Here is a 17,724-nt window from a genome sequence, read left to right on the forward strand (position 1 = left end):
CGAGGAGGTTCAGCCGTGACCGAGTACGACATCGACGACATGACACCGCCGGATGCGGCACCCGCCCCGGCGGCGCCCGGGATCACGCCCGCCGACGCGGCCGACGCCGCACGGCTGGTGGCCTTCGGACTCCAGCCCAAGCTGCTGCCCGCGCGGGACGTGGAATACGCCGAGCTGCTGCGCCGCCACCGCGACGAACCGGCGTTCGCGCGCCTCGCCGACGCCGTCGCCGCCGGGCTCGGGCTCATCGTGCTGGAGGTCTCGACCCGCGCCGGAATGGCCGTGACCGCCGCCGAGGACTCCGTCTTCGCCGTCCGCATGGGCGACTACGCCCGCCGGGCCGCCACCGACTCCGCCGACCGCTTTCTGCACGGCCTCGCCCATCTTGCCGTCGCCGCCCTGGCGTTCCCCCGCCCCGAGGACCTCGCCGACGACGGCTACATCGGCCGGGTCACCGTCAACGGCGTCGACGCCTTCGTCCGCCAGGCGTGCCGGCGGCTGGAGGAGCGGGCCGAGGAGCAGGGGGAGAACACCGACCCCGCCACCGGTGCGCCCGGGCTGGAATCCGCCTGGCGGGTGTACGCCCGGCGCAGCGCGACCGGCGCCACCAAGGACGCCCGCAGGCTCGCCGGATCCACCACCGGCATCGTCGGCAAGGCCCTCGCCTTCCTGGTCGACTCCGGCTTTCTGCAGCGCACCGGGGACGAGTCCGGCGGCACCTACCGCACGACCGCCCGCTATCAGCTCCAGGTGCGCGACATGGCGGCCACCGCCGCCATGGCCGAGCTGCTGGAACTCGGTGTCGTCCCCGTCAGCGACGGCAGCGCGACCCTGCTGCCCCCCGACGAGGGCGACGACCTCGATCTGGTGGCCGACGCCGGTCTCCCCTTCCACTCCTGAACGCTGCCCCTGCCCCCGTCGTCGCCTGCCGGCCCGATATCACCGTCCCTTCCGACAACGAGAGTCCGCCGCCATGTACGAGCTGTCCCGGATCCGCCTCTACTCCATCGGGCCGGCCGGTGCGCGTTACGCCGACACCGTGCTGGACCTGCGCGGAGTCGGCGAGCCGGTGCCCAGCCCCGCGCCCACCCAGGCGGAGTTCTTCGAGGAGGAGCCGGTCGGCCCGCCGCGCCGCCCGGCCCCCGCCGGTGTGCTCTTCCTGGAGAACGGCGGCGGCAAGTCCGTCCTGCTCAAGCTGATCTTCTCGGTGATGCTGCCCGGCCATCGCAACACCCTGGGCGGCGCCAGCTCCGGTGTGCTGCGCAAGTTCCTGCTCGCCGACGACTGCGGGCATGTCGCGCTGGAGTGGCAGCACACCATCACCGGTGAGACCGTCGTCGTCGGCAAGGTCAGCGAATGGCGCGGCCGTCAGGTCTCCAACGACCCGCGGAAGTTCGCCGAGGCGTGGTACTCCTTCCGGCCCGGCCCCGGGATGAGCCTGGACTCGCTGCCGGTCGCCGAGTCCGTGGCGGTGCGGCCCGCCGTCGAGGGCGCCTCCACCGCACGCGGCCGCCGCCGCACCATGAAGGGCTTCCGTGACGCCCTTACGGAGGCCGGCAAGGCGTATCCGCATCTCGACGTGGTCTGGGTGGAGATCCACGAGCGCTGGAACGAACACCTCGGCGAACTCGGCCTCGACCCCGAGCTCTTCCGCTACCAGCGGGAGATGAACGCCGACGAGGGCGAGGCCGCCGGGCTCTTCGCGGTCAAGAACGACTCCGACTTCACCGACCTGCTGCTGCGCGCCGTCACCGACACCCGCGACACCGACGGCCTCGCCGACCTCGTCCACGGCTTCGCCCACAAGCTGGGCCGCCGCGCCGAACTGACCGCCGAGCGCGACTTCACCGCCGGTTCGCTCGATCTGCTCCAGCGCATCGCGGAGGCCGCGGAGCGGCGTGAGCAGGCCCGCGGGGTGCACGCGGGCGCCGAGCGCCGCACCCGTACGCTCGCCCGGAGGCTGTCCGCACGCGGCGGGGAGGAGCGGGCGCGCGCCGCCGAACTCGCCGAGCGGGTCGGCTCCGCCGCCCAGGCCGTCACCGACGCCGAGGGAGCCCGCAGCCGCAGCGACCTCGTCGCCGCCGAACTCGCCTACCGCCACGCCTCCTTGGCGCTCGCCGCCGCCGAGAAGGGCGCCGCGGCGCAGCGCCGCGAACTCAACGACGCCCGCACCCTGCACTCCGCCTGGCAGGCCGCCGAGACCGTGCTGCGCCACCGCGCCGCCGCCGACCGCTCCGCGCGCGTGGCCGCCGCCATCCGCGAGGCCGAGCGGGACGCCGCCCCCGCGCTCGCCGCCCGCGCCAAGGCCGCCGGCGACCTCGTCCGCGCCCTGCACGCGGCGGCGGCCGACGGAGAGCGGGTCGCGGGCGAGGAGGAAGAGCGCTCCGCCGCCCTCCAGGAGGCCGGCGAGGCCGCCCACCGCGACGCCACCTCCGCCGCCACGGCGGCCCAGCGCGCCCGCAGCGACGCCGAGCATCTGCGCCAGCGGCTCGCCGAGGTCGAGCAGGAGACCGCCGAGGCCGTCCGCGCGGGCTGGCTCGACGACTCGGCCCCCGACGCCGATCCGGCCCGCGCCGCCCTCGCCGCGAGCGACGCCGAGAAGACCACGGTCGCCGCCTTCGACGAGGCCCGCGAGACCGCTCGGCGCACCGCCGACCACGCGAAGTCGGCCGCCGCCGAGGAGGCCCGCGCCGATTTGGCCGCGGCGCGAGCGGTGGACGCGACGCGGGCCGCGGAGTCCGCGTACGACGCGGAGCGGCGCGCCGCGGAGGCGCTGGGCGCGGAGCAGCGCCTGGTCGAACTGCTGGGCCTGCCGCAGCCCTCCGCCGCCGTCCCCGCTCCGCGCGCCGCCGCCCGCCCCTCGGCGGCGGACGCGCGCGCGGCGGGCGGGGTGACGGTGCGCATTCCGGACGCGGGCGCCCCGCGTCGGCGGGGCGCCCGCGCCCTGCCGACGGACTCCGGCCGGGCCGGGTGGATCACGGTCCGCGTGGACGAGGAGGACGCGGACGACATCGGCCTCTCCCAACTCCCGGCCGCCTTCCGCGCCTCCACCCGCACCATCCCCCTGGACGGCGAGCCCGCGTACCCCGACCACGCCTACGCCTTTGAGGAGCCACCCGCCGACACTCGCGAACACCTCCCGGGCGAGGCGGGCGAGGCGGGCGAGGAGCCGGGTGCCGACCTGGCGTACGCCACGGGCGAGTTGACGGCCACCCCGGAGATCGAGGACGCCGCTCCAGGCTGGGCCGCGACCGGCCCGGCGGCACGGTGGACGGCCGGCGTCGCGGGCGCGGCGGACGCTGCCGCAGGCGTCGAGTACGGACAGCCGCACGTCGGCCCGGCGCACGAGGCGCGCCCGGGTGCGGGCGCGAAGGGCGCCCCCGCATTCGCGGGCGGCGGGCTCTTGGGCACCGGCTCGGTGGGCGAGGCAGGTCCTGCCGAGCCCATGGATGATGCCGCTTCCGTGGGCGACTGGAGGGTGGATGCCGGGCCGGCGCGCGGAGATGGCGCTTCCGTGTCGCGTACGGTCGGTGAGCCGCGCCATGGGGACCAGACGGCGGGGCGGGTTGAGGAGGCGGGGTACGACCCAACTTCCGTGGGCGACCGGCGGGCCGATGCCGGACCGGGGGGTGAGGCGGAGGAGACGCGCTCGGCTCCGCAGGGGACGGCCCTTGGCGAGGACGTGGAGGCGGGCCCGGGGGAGGCCCATCGGCGTCGTCCGCTCGCGGCGGAGTCGCGGCCCGCGGGGCGGGTGACGGTGCGGATCGATGACGTCGAGGACGCACTGCTGGGCGACGGCGGCTCGTGTCCGGATGGCCCGCGCGACGGCGCCCGGGCCGTGGCAGCCGACTCCCGGCCGCCCGGGGAGGTATCGGCTCGGGTCGGGGACGGCGACGAGAGTCGGGCCGAGTCGCGAGCCGCCGCCGATGCCGCCCACAGCGCTCGGGCCGGGACAGAAGCTGGCGCTGATGCCGCCCGCGGCGGTGGGGCCGGGATGGAGGCTGGCGCTGATGCCGCCCGCGGCGGTCGGGCCGGGGCGGAGGCCGCTGCCGAGGCCGCCGACGGCGGTCGGGCCGAGTCGGAGGCCGCCACCGATACCGCCGACGTCACCCACGCCGACACCGGCATCGACGACGCCGACGACCCCGACGCCACCAACACCGACGCCCCCGACGACTCCGATTGCTGGACCCCCGAGCCCGGTGGTGTCCCCGGCCGGGACCGCAGCGACCGTGCCCGCCCCGCCCAGCGGCCCCCCGGTGACGGGCCGCTGACCGCCGAGGAGTTGGACCGCAACGCCGAGGCGCTGCGTGAGCTCCTCGAGGAGAGCGTGGCCTCCGCCGAGCGGCAGCTCTTCGAGCTGCGGACCGCCGCCGCCGAGGACTCGCGGATCCTGGGCGCGCTCGGTGACGGGGGGCTGCTGCCGCCCAGCCCCGATGTGCTGGCGGCCGTCGAATTCCTCGGCGAGCACGGCATCCCCGCCCTCCCCGGCTGGCGTTACCTCGCCCAGGCCGTGGACCCCGTCGACCACGCCGCCGTGCTCGCGGCCCGCCCCGAGCTGGTGGACGGCGTCGTCATCACCGACCCCGACACCCACGCCCGCGCCCGCGCGGTGCTCGCGCAGGCGTCGCTGCTGCCGCGGTCCGCCGTGGCCGTCGGGACGTCCGCCGCGCTGCTCGCGCCGACGCCCGCACCCGGCACCGAGGACAGCGGGGTCTTCCTCGTGCCGCCGAACCCGGCGATGCACGACGAGCGCGCCGCCGACGACGAGCGGCGCGAGCTGCGGGCCCGCGCCACCGAGCGGGACGAGGAGATCAGGGCGCTCGCCGCCAGGCTGGCCGGGGACCGGGCGCTGTCCGCGCGGCTCGCCTCCTGGCGCACCGGCTGCCCGCCCGGGCGGCTCGCGGAGCTCGCGGCGGCGGCGGAGACCGGCCGGGAGACCGCCGAGACCGCGCAGCGCGAGCTGGTGGAGGCGCGTACGGTACGGGCGGAGGCCGACGAGGCAGCCACCGAGGCCGCCCGCGTCCGGGACGAGCGCCAGGAGGCGGCGCAGCGGGCCCGCCGGGTGGCGGACGCGCTGGCCGGTCTGGCGTACCGGCTGCGGGAGCGCGCCACCTGGCAGACCCGGCTGCGCGAACTGGCGGAGGAGGCCGCCGAGTACGAGGAGCGCGCCGCGGGCTGCGTGGACCGGGCCCGCTCCGCCGACGAGGACCGGCGCGCCGCCCAGCGCGCGGCCGACGACGCGCACCGTACCGCCCGCGCCCTGCGCGCCGAGCGTGCGGAGATCGCGGGCGCCCCCGACGACCTCGGCGAGGACACCGAGCCGCCGACCACCTCGCTGCCCGCGCTCCGCGAGGCGTACCGCGCCGCCTCCCAGGTGTACGAGAAGGTCGGCGTCGGCGCCGATCTGCGCGCTGAACAGGCCCGCGCCGAAAGCGACGAGAGCGCGGCCCTCGCCTCCCTCGACCGGCTCACCAACAAGGTCCGCACCCGCGCCGCCCAGCTCCTGGAGGGCACCGACGGCGCCGACGGACCCTCCCGGCAGGCCGCCGCCGCCCGCGCCGAATCGCTGGTCCAGATGCTGGAGGGCCGTGCGTCGGCGGCGAGCGAGCAGCTCGGGCGGCTGCGCGGCGAGGCCGAGCGGCTCGCCCCCGCCGACGGCGCCGCCCACACCGAGCTGCCGGAGGAGACGGTCCCGGCCGACGCCGAGCAGGCGAAGGAGCTGCTGCGCACCGCCAACGGCGAACTGGCCGCCCGTACGGATGCCCTGGACACCGCCCGTACCGCCCACGCCGACATGGTGCGCGCCCACCGCTCCGCCGAGGACGCGGCGGGCGGCTTCGACGAGACCGCCGCCCTGCTGCGGGATCTGCTGCGCGAGGGCCCCGGCGCGGAGGACGACGGCGAGCGGCCCGAGCCGTACGCCGGCGATCTCGCCGAGGCCCGGCAGGCCGCCGCCGAGACCCGCCGTTCACTGCGCGGCTGCGCCGCCGATCTGTCGGGGGCCGAGTCGGCGGTGCGGGAAGCCGGCGATGTGCTGGTGCGGCACGCCAACTCCACCCGCTACGAGCAGGTGCGCACCCCCGCCCGCCAGCAGATCCGCGAACTCCCCGCGGCCGCGCTGCCCGAGCACGCCGCCGCCTGGGCCGACGCGTTCGCGCCCCGGCTGCGCGTGCTCACCGACGAGCTGGAGCAGCTCGAGCGCAACCGCGACTCCATCGTGGACCGGCTGCGCGGCCTGGTCGAGTCCTGCCTGGCCACCCTGCGCTCGGCGCAGCGGCTCTCCCGGCTCCCGGAGGGGCTCGGCGAATGGTCGGGGCAGGAGTTCCTGCGGATCCGCTTCGAGGACCCCGACCAGGCCACGCTCGCCGAGCGGCTCGGCGAGGTCATCGACGAGGCGACCCGCTCCGCCGTCCGGAAGAACTCCGATCTGCGGCGGGACGGCATGTCGCTGCTGCTGCGCGGGGTCCAAGCCGCGCTCCAGCCGCGCGGGGTGGCCGTCGAGATCCTCAAGCCGGACGCGGTGCTGCGGGCCGAGCGGGTGCCGGTGGGACAGATGGGCGATGTGTTCTCCGGCGGCCAGCTGCTGACCGCCGCCATCGCGCTGTACTGCACGATGGCGGCCCTGCGCAGCAACGACCGGGGCCGCGACAAGCACCGCCACGCGGGCACCCTCTTCCTCGACAACCCCATCGGCCGGGCCAACGCCACCTATCTGCTGGAGCTTCAGCGGGCGGTCGCGGACGCGCTCGGGGTCCAGCTCCTCTATACGACGGGGCTGTTCGACACCACGGCGCTGGCAGAGTTCCCGCTGGTGATCCGGTTGCGCAATGACGCGGATCTGCGGGCCGGCCTGAAGTACATCAGCGTCGAGGAGCATCTGCGGCCCGGCCTGCCGGTCCGGGAGCCGGAGGAGGAGCAGCAGGTGCACGGCCAGATCACCGCGACACGGATGTACCGCCGCCCCGAGGCGGGCGCGGATGCGCCCGTCGAGGCGGCGGACCGGCCGTGAACCGGCGGACTACGCCTGACCCGGTGTCACCGTCTGGATGATGCTCGCCGAGGAGGTCGCGTAGTTGACGTCGCCGTTGTAGTTGGCGGTGACGGTGAGCGTCCCCTTCGGCAGGGGGCTGAACGTCGCGGAGGCGGTGCCGTTCACCAGTGTCACCACCTGGGGGGTGCGATCGGTAATGGCCAGGGTGACGGTCCCGGTGGGTGTCCCGGTGCCGGGGGCGACGGGGGATACGGTCGCGCTAACAGTCACCGGATCGCTCACCAACGAGGGGTTCGGGGAGGAGACCGCGGAGGTCGTGGTGGCCGTCTTGTTGACGGTCTGGGTGTCGGTGCCGCTGGACGCGCTGAAGTTGGTGTCCCCGTTGTAGGTGGCCGTGATGGGGAAGGGGCTGCCGGTCTTGGTGGTGTAGGTGTGGGCGATGGTCGCGACGCCGCCGGAGAGGGGCGCGGTGACGGTCGGTGTGCCGTCGCCGAAGGAGAAGGTGACGGTGCCGGTCGGGGTTCCGGCGCCGGGGGAGACGGATGCCACGGTGGCGGTCAGTGTCACGGACTGCCCGATCGACGAGGGGTCCGGGGCGGAGACCACGGCCGTGGTCGTGGCCGCCCGGCCCACGGTCTGGGTGTCCGTGCCGGTGGAGGGGGTGAAGTCGGCGTCGCCGCTGTAGACGGCGGTGATGGTGTAGGGGCTTCCGGAGGTGCCGGCGTAGGTGTGGGTGATGCTCGCCGACCCCGCGGTGAGCGGCGCGGTGACCGGTGGGGTGCCGTCGCCGGGGTCGAAGGTGACGCTCCCGGTGGGGATTCCGCTTCCGGGCGCGGCCGGTGCGACGGTGGCGCCGATGGTCACCGGCCGGCCCGGCACCGACGGGCCAGGGCGGATGCCCCGTCAGGCGAACCAGCCCTGCGGACGCGGACGCGTATTGCGCCAGATGTGCTTGGCCTCCCGGTACTCCGCGAGCCCGCAGGGCCCCAGCTCTCGTCCGCTCCCCGACTGTTTGAACCCGCCCCATTCCGCCTGCGGCAGATAGGGGTGGTAGTCGTTGATCCATACGGTGCCCAGCCGCAGCAGGGAGGCCACCCGCTGCGCCCGCCCCTCGTCGCCGGACCATACGGCCCCGGCGAGGCCGTACACGGTGTCGTTGGCCAGCCGCACCGCCTCGTCCTCGCCGGTGAAACGTTCCACCGTGAGCACCGGCCCGAAGGACTCGTCGGCCAGTACCGACATACCGCTGTGGCAGCGGTCGAGGACGGTCGGCAGAAAGTAGTAGCCGTCGGCCAGGGCCGGATCGTCCGGACGGGCGCCGCCGCAGCGCAGCCGGGCGCCCTCCGCGAGCCCCGTCGCCACATACGCCTCGACCTTGGCCCGGTGCGCGGCGGAGATCAGCGGGCCGGTCTGAGCCCGCTCGTCGAACGGCCCGCCCAGCCGGATCCCGCGGGCGCGGCGCACGACCTCCTCGACGAAGGCGTCGTGCACGGGGTCCTCCACCAGCAGCCGGGCCCCGGCCGAGCAGACCTGCCCGGAGTGGAGGAAGACCGCGGTGAGCGCGTAGTCCACGGCGGTCTCGAAGTCCGCGTCGGCGAAGACGATATTGGGGTTCTTACCGCCCAGCTCCAGCGAGGTCCGCTTGACCGTGCCCGAGGCGGCGGCCATGATCCGGCGCCCGGTCCGCAGGCCGCCGGTGAAGGACACCATGTCCACATCGGGGTTGTCGGTGAGCGGGGCCCCGGCCTCGGCGCCCGGGCCGAGCACCAGATTGGCCACCCCGTCCGGCAGCCCGGCCTCCGCCAGCAGCCGCATCAGGGCGATCGCCGTGCTCGGGGTCAGCTCACTGGGCTTCAGTACGAAGGTGTTGCCCGCGGCGAGCGCGGGCGCGACCTTCCACGAGGTCTGCAGCAGCGGATAGTTCCACGGGGTGATCAGCGCGCAGACCCCGACCGGTTCATAGACCACCCGGCTGACGGTGTGCTCGGTGCCGGTGTCCACGACCCGGTCCGCCTCGGTGCGCACGAGCTGCCCGTAGTAGCGGAAGCACGCCACCACACCGTCGATGTCCAGCTCGCTCTCGGCCAGTCGCTTCCCGGTGTCCAGCGATTCCGCCCGGGCCAGCGCGGCCTTGTCGCGCTCCAGCAGGTCGGCGACGCGCAGCAGCAGATCGCCGCGCGCCCCGACCGGGGTTCGGGGCCAGGGCCCCTGGTCGAACGCCTGCCGGGCGGCGGCCACCGCCTCGGCCGCGTCCTTGCCGCCGCCCTCGTCGACGACCGCCACCAGCGATCCGTCGGCCGGGCAGCGGATCTCACGGGTGCGTTCGTCGATCGCTTCGGTCCACTGGCCACCGATGAAGAGGTCTGTCACGGGCATTCCTCCGCGTCGGGGGTCGGGACATGGTCGGTCACCCATCGGTGAAAGGCGCCGATGTGGTGTTCGCTGGGGACGAGCACCCCGCCGTCGCGGTAGGCGCGGGAGTCCATGGCGGGCTGGGTGCGCTCACAGGCGTCGAAGTCCTGGGCGTTGACCCGGTGGAACAGCTCCACCGACTTCGACAGATCCCGCTCGGACGCCACCACCTCGGGTGCGTAGAGCCAGTCGCATTCGACCAGTGTGCGATTGGGGGCGAGCGGAAACATCCGGTGCATGATCACGTGGTCGGGGACCAGGTTGAGGAAGACCTGCGGCGGTACCGTGATCGCGTAGTAGCGGCGGTCCTGTTCCTCGGCGATCCCTGCGATGCGGCCGAACCCTTCGCTGCCGTCCACCGTGAACCCCTGGGCCTCCTCGGCGAACTCGGCGCCGTGCCCCACGAAGTACTGCGCCGCGAGCCCGTCGGCGAACTCCGGCAGCACTTCGGTGAGTTCGGGATGGATCGTCGCGCAGTGGTAGCACTCCATGAAGTTCTCGACGATCAGCTTCCAGTTGGCCCGGACGTCATAGGAGATCCGGCGGCCCAGCGCCAGCCCCGCCACGCCGTAGCGCTCCACGGACGCCGCGTCGCCGAGCCGGTCGGCCACCGCCCCGATGACCGTCTCCTCGAACGATGGTGGGTCCTCGGCCAGGCAGACCCAGACATAGCCGAGCCATTCGCGAAGCCGCACCGGCACCAGTCCGCGCTCGACCCGGTCGATATCGGGCATCTTCTGAAGGTTGGGGGCGGCGGTGAGCCTGCCGTCCAGATCGTAGGTCCAGGCGTGGTACGGGCACTGCAGCGAGCGCCGCACCGTCCCGGACTCCTCGGTGCACAGCCGGGCGCCGCGGTGACGGCAGATGTTGAGGAACGCCCGCAGCTCACCCCGCCGGTTGCGGGTGATCAGCACGCTCTCCCGGCCGATGTGCACGGTGCGGAACGCACCCGGCCGGTCCAGATCGGCCCCGCGCACCGCGCAGAACCACATGGCCTCGAACAGGTGCTCCTGCTCCCGCCGGAAGATCCCGGGAGCGGTGTACCAGTGGCCGGGGAGAGTGGCGAGCAGACTGGGGGTCGTGGCGGCGGGGGACTCGGGAGCCACAGTCATGGGGTTCTCCTCAGGCGGGCGCGGCGAACAGCCGGCGGGGGTCGAAGAGTTCGAGGGGATGGGCGGCGGCACGGCCCATGCCGCCGGGGCCCGGGACGATCACAGCGTGGGTGGGGGCCATCAGGGGTCCTCCAAGCGGTCGCTTCCCGCGCTCGCGGACGCTCTCGGCACGCGCGCTCGGCACGCGCTCGCGTCAGCGGCGGATACGCTCCATGCGCGGGTCGAAGAGGGGCTCGGCGGCGACGGTCGCGGGGACCTTCTCGCCGAAGTACTCGATGTGGACGGCGGTGCCGGGGACGGCGGCCGAGGCGGGCAGCCAGGCGTAGGCGACGGTCCGGCCGATGGTGTAGCCGTAGGACGCGCTGGTCACATAGCCGGCCGGGACGCCATCGGCGTACACCGGCTCCTTGCCCATCACGACCGCGGCCGGGTCGTCCAGGGTGAGGCAGGTCAGCCTGCGGGCCGCCGTCTCCTCGCCGCGGCCCTCGAGCGCCGCACGCCCGATGAAGTCGCCCTTGTTCATCCGGACGGCGAAGCCGACCCCGGCCTCGTAGGGATCGTGCTCCGTGGTCATGTCATGGCCCCAGGCGCGATAGCCCTTCTCCAGCCGCAGGCTGTTGAAGGCCGAGCGCCCGGCGGCGATCACCCCGTGGCGCCGGCCCGCCTCCCACAGGGTGTCCCACAGCCGCAGCCCCATGTCGGCGGTGGTGTACAGCTCCCAGCCCAGCTCGCCGACGTAGGACAGCCGCATCGCGGTCACCGGTACATGGCCGATATACGTCTGCTGGGCCTTGAAGTAGCCGAACGCCTCATGCGAGAAGTCGTCGCGGGTCAGCGGCTGGACCAGATCCCGGGCCAGTGGGCCCCAGACGCCGATGCAGCAGGTGCCCGGCGTGATGTCGGCGATATGGATGTCATCGGGCGCATGGCGCAGCAGCCAGTCCAGGTCCAGTCCGCCGTTGGCGCCGACCTGGAAGTGGCGCTCCGACAGCCGGGCGACGGTGAGGTCGCTGCGGATGCCCCCGGCCTCGTCCAGCAGCAGGGTGTAGGTGACCGCACCGGGCTTCTTCGCCAGCTGATTGGTGGTCATGCGCTGCAGGAAGTCCAGCGCCCCGGGCCCGGTGACCGTCAGCCGCTTGAGCGGGGTCATGTCGTACAGCGCGACCCGCTCCCGGGTGACCCTGGCCTCGGCGGCGGCGATGGGCGACCAGAAGCGGGCCGACCAGGCGTCGCGCGGGGGCAGGTCGATCGACTCGGCGAGCGAGGCGTTCGCCTCGTACCAGTGCGGCCGCTCCCAGCCCGCGGCCTCCAGGAAGTACCCGCCCAGCTCCCGCTGCCGGACGTGGAAGGGGCTGACCCGCAGCGGACGGGGCTGCTCCATCGGCTGCAGCGGATGGATGACGTCATAGACCTCGACGAAGTTCCGGGCCCCGCGCTCGGCGATGTAGGCGGGGGAGGCTTGCGCGTCCTCGAAGCGGTACAGATCGCATTCGTGGACGTCCATGCCCGGCCGCCCGTCCGTCATCCACTCGGCCACGGCCCGGGCGACGCCCGCGGAGTGGGTCACCCACACTGCCTCGGCCAGCCAGAAGCCGCGCACCTCGCGGGACTCGCCGATGACCGGCATACCGTCGGGGGTGAAGGAGAAGACGCCGTTGAAGCCCTCCTCGACCCCGCTCGCGCCGAGCGCGGGGAGCAATTCGACGCTGTCCTCCCAGCTTGGGGCGAAGTCTTCGGCGGTGAACGGCAGCGAGGACGGCATCACCGGGGCCTCGTCGTACGCGGGCAGCCGCGCCGGGTCGACGGGGAGCGGGCGGTGGGCGTAGCTGCCGATGCCGATGCGGTCGGTGTGCTCGCGGAAGTAGAGATCGCGGTCCTGGAAGCGCAGGATCGGCCGGCTCGCCTCCGTACGGGGGTCGTTGAGCCCAGCGAGCTCGGGCAGCGGCCCGGTCCTGGCGTACTGGTGGGCCAGCGGCTGCAGGGGGACGGGGACCCCCGCCATCGCGCCGATCAGCGGGCCCCAGAATCCGGCGGCGGAGACCACGATGTCGGCGGGGAAGGTGCCCCGGTCGGTGACGACCGCGGTGACCCGGCCGTCCTCCCGCTCGATGGCGGTGACGGTGTGCCGGTCCAGGAAGCGGGCGCCGTGCGCGGTGGCCCGTTCCAGCTGGGCGCGGGAGGCGAGCAGTGCCCGGGCCAGCCCGTCGTCCGGGGTGTGGAAACCGCCGAGGATCCGCTCCGCGTCCAGCAGCGGCCACAGCTCGGCGCACTGGGCCGGGCCGAGCAGCTCGCCCCGTACGCCCCAGGAGGCCGCCAGCCCGGCCTTGCGGTGCAGCTCGGCCCAGCGCTCCTCGCTGGTGGCGATCTCCAGACCCCCCACCGGGTTGAAGCAGGACAGCCCGTCGACCTCGAGGGAGGAGAACTTCTCGACGGTGTAGGTGGCGAAGTCGGTCAGGGTCTTGGAGGGGCTGGTCCGGAAGACCAGGCCGGGGGCGTGCGAGGTCGAGCCGCCGGGGGCGAGCAGCGGGCCCTGCTCCAGGACGGTGACGTCCCGCCAGCCGCGGGCGGTCAGCTCATCGGCGAGCGAGCAGCCGACGATCCCGGCACCGACGATGACCACGCGCTTGTCCGGGCCGTATGCCTCGGTAGTCACAGGACCACCACCGACCGCAGCACCTCGCCGCGCTGCATCTTGGTGAACGCGGTCTCGACCTCGTCCAGCGTGATCGTCTCGCTGACGAACGCGTCCAGATCCAGCTTGCGGCTGAGGTGGAGGTCGACCAGGACCGGGAAGTCACGGCTGGGCAGGCAGTCGCCGTACCAGGACGACTTGAGCGCACCGCCCCGCGAGAACAGATCGATCAGCGGCAGATCGATGCGCATCTCCGGATCCGGCACCCCGACCTGCACCAGCACCCCGGCCAGGTCGCGCATGTAGAAGCCCTGGGAGTAGGTCTCGGGGCGGCCCACCGCGTCGATCACCACATTCGCGCCGAAGCCCCCGGTCAGCTCGCGTACCGCCTCGACCGGATCCGTACCACGGGAGTTGACGGTGTCGGTGGCGCCGAAGCGGGTCGCCGCGTCCAGCTTGGCGTCGTCGATGTCCACGGCGATCACCCTGCGCGCCCCGGACAGCGAGGCCCCGGCGATCGCGGCGTTGCCGACGCCGCCGCAGCCGATGACCGCGACCGTGTCGCCGTTGGACACCCCGCCGGTGTGCACGGCCGCGCCGTAGCCGGCCATCACCCCACAGCCGATCAGGCCCGCCGCCTCGGGGCGTGCCGAGGGGTCGATCTTCACCGCCTGCCCCGCCGCGACCAGCGTCTTCTCGGCGAACGCGCCGATGCCCAGCGCCGGGTTGAGCGGGGTGCCGTCGGTCAGGGTCATCGGCTGGGCGGCATTGCGGCTGTCGAAGCAGTACCACGGGCGGCCCCGGCGGCAGGAGCGGCAGCCGCCGCACGGCGCCCGCCAGGCCAGGACCACATAGTCACCGGGTGCGAGTCCGGTGACGCCGGGGCCCACGGCCTCGACCATTCCGGCCGCCTCGTGCCCGAGCAGATACGGAAATTCGTCTCCGATCGCGCCGTCCCGGTAGTGCAGGTCGGTGTGGCACACGCCGCACGCCTGGACTCCCACCAGCACCTCACCGGGGCCGGGTTCGGGCACGAGAACGGGCAGCACCTCCACGGGGGCGCCCTTTTTGACCGCGACGACGGCGCGGGCTTCTTGTGGCATGGCTCACTCCTCTGTTCTCCTGCGATCGCAGGGACCGGTGCACGGGAGCTGGCATGACTGCCTCGATGGAGGGTGAGGCCGAGGCCGTTTCAACGGCCGCCGGTTACCACCCAGTTGCGTATAGCGCGGCATGTTGCGCGATGAGAGACATCCTGAAAGTCGTCGCCCCGTGCGGTCAAGGGGTTCGCGAAAACCGCCTGTAAGCCAGCGCTGACTGGGGTTTCGCGTCGGTCACACGCCCCTGGGTCCTGGCCGCGGACGCGACGAGGGGGCCGGAGTCGTCCGGCCCCCTCGTCGGGTGGGTGGGGTGATGTGGCGGCTCAGCCGGGGAAGCCCATCCGCCGGGACAACTCCTCGGCGGTCTTCACGGCGTACTCGGCCAGATCGGGCAGCCGGCTCTGCGCCATCCGGTACGCCGGGCCCGAGACGCCGATCGCCCCGATGAGCGCGCCGTCGTGGGCGCGCACCGGCGCCGCCACCGCGTTCAGCCCGATCTCCAACTCCTCGCAGGAGTAGGCGTAGCCGCGCTCGGCCGCCGTCTCCAGCTGCTGCCGCAGCTCGGCGGAGGTGGTGATGGTGTGCTCGGTGAACCGCGGCAGCTTCCGCGTCACCAGCCGCTCCCGGCGTTCGCCCGACAGATGTGCGAGCAGCACCTTGCCGCTCGCGGTCGCGTGCAGCGCGGTGCGCCGCCCCAGCCAGTTGAAGGCGGTCACCGCCGCGGCACCGCGCGCCTGCATGATGTTGACCGCCGCGTCCCCGTCCAGGACGGCGATATTGGCCGTCTCACCGGTCTCGTCGGCCAGCGCCCGGCACACCGGGGCGCCCTCCTGCGAGATGTCCAGGCGGATGGCGGCGGCGCCGGCGAGTCTGAGCACCCCGGCGCCCAGGTAGTACTTCCCCCGGTCGCGTTCCTGCCCGACGAGTCCGCGGTTCTCCAGAACGCCGAGCAGCCGGAAGGCGGTCGACTTGTGGACCCCCAGCTCGTCGGCGATCTCGGTCACTCCGGCTTCGCCGAGCCTGGCAAGGATCTCCAGGACGCTGACCGCCCTGTCCACCGACTGCACTGCCCCGGAGGCCCCCCGCTTGTCCTCGGCCCGTTCCTCGGTCGTGTTCGTCATGGTTCTGATCTCACCATCCGGTGGCTCTGCGTGGGGCCCCTCGGTCCGGGGAACTCTTGACGGCTGCCTTCCCGATCTGGATTCTGTTGCGCATCGCGCTTTTCAGTGCACTATCCACAACGCATGATACCGATCAACGTGAGGGGGGCCAATGATTCCCGTCTGCCGTATCGAGAACTTGCCGGAGGGCGAGTCGATGCGTGTCGAGGCCGGCGACGCCGCCGCGACGATCGCGGTGTTCCACACCGACGGAGCGTTCTACGCCATCGATGACACCTGCAGCCACCAGGACGCCTCCCTCTCCGAAGGGTGGCTGGAAGGCTGCTACGTCGAATGCCCGCTGCATGCCGCGCTGTTCGATCTGCGGTCCGGCGAGCCGACCTGTCTGCCCGCCCGCAAGCCCGTACGGACCCACGCTGTCACGGTCGTGGACGGAATGCTGTATGTCCACCCCGCGGTGCGCACCGTTCCCGGCGAGCCCGTGCACGCGGCACCGGAAGAAGCCGTGGCATGACGACGCTCACCACGGTCACGGTGGTCGGGGCCGCGCTCGCGGGACTGCACGCGGCGCGGGGCCTGCGCTCCCTGGGATACGACGGGCGGCTGGTCGTCGTCGGGGAGGAGTGCCACCGCCCCTACGACCGCCCGCCGCTGTCCAAGGAGTTCCTGACCGGGGACGGCGATCCGGGCGAGGGGCCGGGCCGCCTCGCCCTGACCGACCCCGAGGAGGAGGCCGAACTCGACGCCGAATGGCTGCTCGGCGTCCGGGCCGAGGCACTGGACACCGCCGCCGGGGAGATCCGCCTCACCGGCGGCCGCGCCCTGCGCACCGACGGCGTCGTCATCGCCACCGGGGCCACGCCCAGAACCCTGCCCCTTCCGCGGCTGGACGGGGTGCACACCCTGCGCACCCTCGACGACGCGACCCGGCTCCGCGCCGCGCTGCGCGCGGATGCCGCACGGGTGGTGGTGATCGGCGCGGGCTTCATCGGCGCCGAAGTGGCCTCCTCCTGTGCCGCCCTCGGGCTCGATGTCACCGTCGTGGAGGCCGCGCCGCTGCCGCTGGTGCCCCAACTGGGCGAGGAGATGGCCCGGGTGTGCGCCGGGCTGCACGCGAGGGGCGGGGCCACCCTGCTGTGCGGCACCGGCGTCGAGGGCTTGCGCGGCAGCGGCCGGGTCACCGGCGTGGAGCTCACGGATGGGCGGGTGCTGCCCACCGATGTGGTGGTCGTCGGCGTCGGGGTGCGCCCCGCCACCGGGTGGCTGGAAGGCTCCGGTCTGGCCCTGGACGACGGGGTGCGGTGCGACGCGGGCTGTGTCACCGCGCTGCCCAATGTCGTGGCCGTCGGGGACGTGGCCCGGCTGGCCCAGCCGGGCACCGCGCGCACCGTCCGGGCCGAGCACTGGACCAGCGGAATGCTGCAGGGCGCCGTCGCCGCCCGCAATCTGCTCGCCGGGTCCACCGTCGAACCCTTCGAGGCGCTGCCCTACTTCTGGTCCGACCAGTACGGCGCCCGTATCCAGTACGCCGGGCGGCGCGCACCCGGTGACACCGTCCGGATCCTCGAGGGCGACCCGGCCGACGGCGGCGGCTTCCTCGCCGTCTACGAACATGGCGGGATCTCCACCGCCGCCCTCGGCGTCGACCGGCCCAGGCCCTTTATGCGGCTGCGCCGCGAGCTGGCCCGTGCTCCGCAGCCGGCCGGGAGGTGACCGGCTCCGCCTCACCGGCCCGGCGGCGCTGCCGGCGCATCTCCCGGGCCGTGCTGCTGGGCCGGGACACCACTCCGTACCGCTGGCGCCAGACCTGCCGGGTCACCCATACGTCCAGCACGCCCCAGGTCGCCACCACCGTGCTCGCCACCGTGGCGAGCACGGTGGGGAAGGCGGACCATGAGCCCGCCAGGGTGCACAGGAGCGCGACCATCGTCTGAACCAGCGTCACGGCGATGATGATGACCGCCCGCACCGCCGCGGCGCGGACCGGATCGGGCAGCCGCCGCCTGCGCGCCGGCTCCTCGGTCCACAACGGCCGGGCCCCGAGTGCCGGGATGTCGCGATCCTTGTCCATCGCGTCCATGACGCTCCCACCCCTTTCCAAGGCTGCCCCGGTGCGGCCGAGTCAGATAGCGGGACTTGGGTTGTATGCCCCCCTAGTGTGCCCCTTTGGATCACGAATGGCACCGACCGGAGGTTCCCCTGGGGAGGGGAAAACCAGCCAACCGCGGCCGAATGGCCGCATGCGGTGCCCGGGAGAACAGCCCCGAGCGCGGGGGGTAAGTCGGGGAATCGCCCGACAACTCCTGATCACGCAGTGTAAGGAGTTCCCTGCATCAAGTGGACATGCCTTCGA

Annotated in this window: 11 protein-coding genes; 4 read left to right on the forward strand and 7 right to left on the reverse strand. The window is 73.8% G+C overall.

Going from position 1 to position 17,724, the window contains the following annotated elements; all coding sequences use genetic code 11:
• Positions 1–39: 39 nt before the first annotated feature.
• Complete coding sequence (locus CGL27_RS44645) at positions 40–900, forward strand: hypothetical protein (protein WP_106685963.1); 861 nt, start codon at positions 40–42, stop codon at positions 898–900.
• Positions 901–973: 73 nt separating this feature from the next.
• Positions 974–7,012 (forward strand): hypothetical protein, encoded by a 6,039-nt coding sequence (locus tag CGL27_RS44650; RefSeq protein WP_119993330.1) that lies wholly within the window; start codon positions 974–976, stop codon positions 7,010–7,012.
• Between the two features lie 9 nt (positions 7,013–7,021).
• On the opposite strand, the gene CGL27_RS44655 is transcribed toward CGL27_RS44650, so the two are convergent.
• From CGL27_RS44655 to CGL27_RS44680, 6 genes are all read right to left on the reverse strand, one after another.
• Entirely contained in the window at positions 7,022–7,873 is an 852-nt protein-coding gene (locus tag CGL27_RS44655; RefSeq protein WP_119993332.1) for an Ig-like domain-containing protein, read from the reverse strand.
• Positions 7,874–7,897: 24 nt separating this feature from the next.
• Positions 7,898–9,364 (reverse strand): aldehyde dehydrogenase family protein, encoded by a 1,467-nt coding sequence (locus CGL27_RS44660; RefSeq protein WP_119993334.1) that lies wholly within the window; start codon positions 9,362–9,364, stop codon positions 7,898–7,900.
• The gene (locus CGL27_RS44665) at positions 9,361–10,518 is read right to left on the reverse strand and encodes an aromatic ring-hydroxylating dioxygenase subunit alpha (RefSeq protein WP_119993335.1); all 1,158 of its coding nucleotides are present in this window, start codon (positions 10,516–10,518) and stop codon (positions 9,361–9,363) included. Before CGL27_RS44665 ends, CGL27_RS44660 begins: the two co-directional genes overlap by 4 nt.
• A gap of 193 nt (positions 10,519–10,711) precedes the next feature.
• The gene (locus CGL27_RS44670; RefSeq protein ID WP_119993337.1) at positions 10,712–13,171 is read right to left on the reverse strand and encodes an FAD-dependent oxidoreductase; all 2,460 of its coding nucleotides are present in this window, start codon (positions 13,169–13,171) and stop codon (positions 10,712–10,714) included.
• Positions 13,168–14,253, reverse strand: coding sequence for an S-(hydroxymethyl)mycothiol dehydrogenase (locus CGL27_RS44675; protein ID WP_119993339.1), 1,086 nt, complete (start codon positions 14,251–14,253; stop codon positions 13,168–13,170). The genes CGL27_RS44670 and CGL27_RS44675 overlap by 4 nt, the downstream gene beginning before the upstream one ends.
• A 320-nt stretch (positions 14,254–14,573) precedes the next feature.
• Positions 14,574–15,371, reverse strand: coding sequence for an IclR family transcriptional regulator (locus CGL27_RS44680; protein ID WP_119993341.1), 798 nt, complete (start codon positions 15,369–15,371; stop codon positions 14,574–14,576).
• Positions 15,372–15,522: 151 nt separating this feature from the next.
• On the opposite strand from CGL27_RS44680, the gene CGL27_RS44685 reads away from it, so the two are divergent.
• Entirely contained in the window at positions 15,523–15,885 is a 363-nt protein-coding gene (locus CGL27_RS44685) for a bifunctional 3-phenylpropionate/cinnamic acid dioxygenase ferredoxin subunit (protein WP_119993343.1), read from the forward strand.
• Positions 15,882–17,084 (forward strand): FAD/NAD(P)-binding oxidoreductase, encoded by a 1,203-nt coding sequence (locus tag CGL27_RS44690; protein ID WP_119993345.1) that lies wholly within the window; start codon positions 15,882–15,884, stop codon positions 17,082–17,084. The genes CGL27_RS44685 and CGL27_RS44690 overlap by 4 nt, the downstream gene beginning before the upstream one ends.
• Here the strand turns inward: CGL27_RS44690 and CGL27_RS44695 are convergent.
• Positions 17,032–17,451 (reverse strand): hypothetical protein, encoded by a 420-nt coding sequence (locus CGL27_RS44695; RefSeq protein WP_078645847.1) that lies wholly within the window; start codon positions 17,449–17,451, stop codon positions 17,032–17,034. The two genes, CGL27_RS44690 and CGL27_RS44695, sit on opposite strands and share 53 nt — an antisense overlap.
• Positions 17,452–17,724 lie beyond the last annotated feature (273 nt).

The sequence above is a fragment of the Streptomyces sp. 11-1-2 genome, assembly GCF_003595545.1.
GTDB lineage: Bacteria > Actinomycetota > Actinomycetes > Streptomycetales > Streptomycetaceae > Streptomyces > Streptomyces hygroscopicus_B.

Excerpts from the sequence above, each read along its gene's own strand:
- CGL27_RS44695 (WP_078645847.1), bottom strand. The coding sequence starts at position 17,451 with ATGGACGCGATGGACAAGGATCGCGACATCCCGGCACTCGGGGCCCGG.
- CGL27_RS44690 (WP_119993345.1), top strand. The coding sequence starts at position 15,882 with ATGACGACGCTCACCACGGTCACGGTGGTCGGGGCCGCGCTCGCGGGA.
- CGL27_RS44650 (WP_119993330.1), top strand. The coding sequence starts at position 974 with ATGTACGAGCTGTCCCGGATCCGCCTCTACTCCATCGGGCCGGCCGGT.
- CGL27_RS44685 (WP_119993343.1), top strand. The coding sequence starts at position 15,523 with ATGATTCCCGTCTGCCGTATCGAGAACTTGCCGGAGGGCGAGTCGATG.
- CGL27_RS44645 (WP_106685963.1), top strand. The coding sequence starts at position 40 with ATGACACCGCCGGATGCGGCACCCGCCCCGGCGGCGCCCGGGATCACG.
- CGL27_RS44665 (WP_119993335.1), bottom strand. The coding sequence starts at position 10,518 with ATGACTGTGGCTCCCGAGTCCCCCGCCGCCACGACCCCCAGTCTGCTC.
- CGL27_RS44680 (WP_119993341.1), bottom strand. The coding sequence starts at position 15,371 with ATGACGAACACGACCGAGGAACGGGCCGAGGACAAGCGGGGGGCCTCC.
- CGL27_RS44675 (WP_119993339.1), bottom strand. The coding sequence starts at position 14,253 with ATGCCACAAGAAGCCCGCGCCGTCGTCGCGGTCAAAAAGGGCGCCCCC.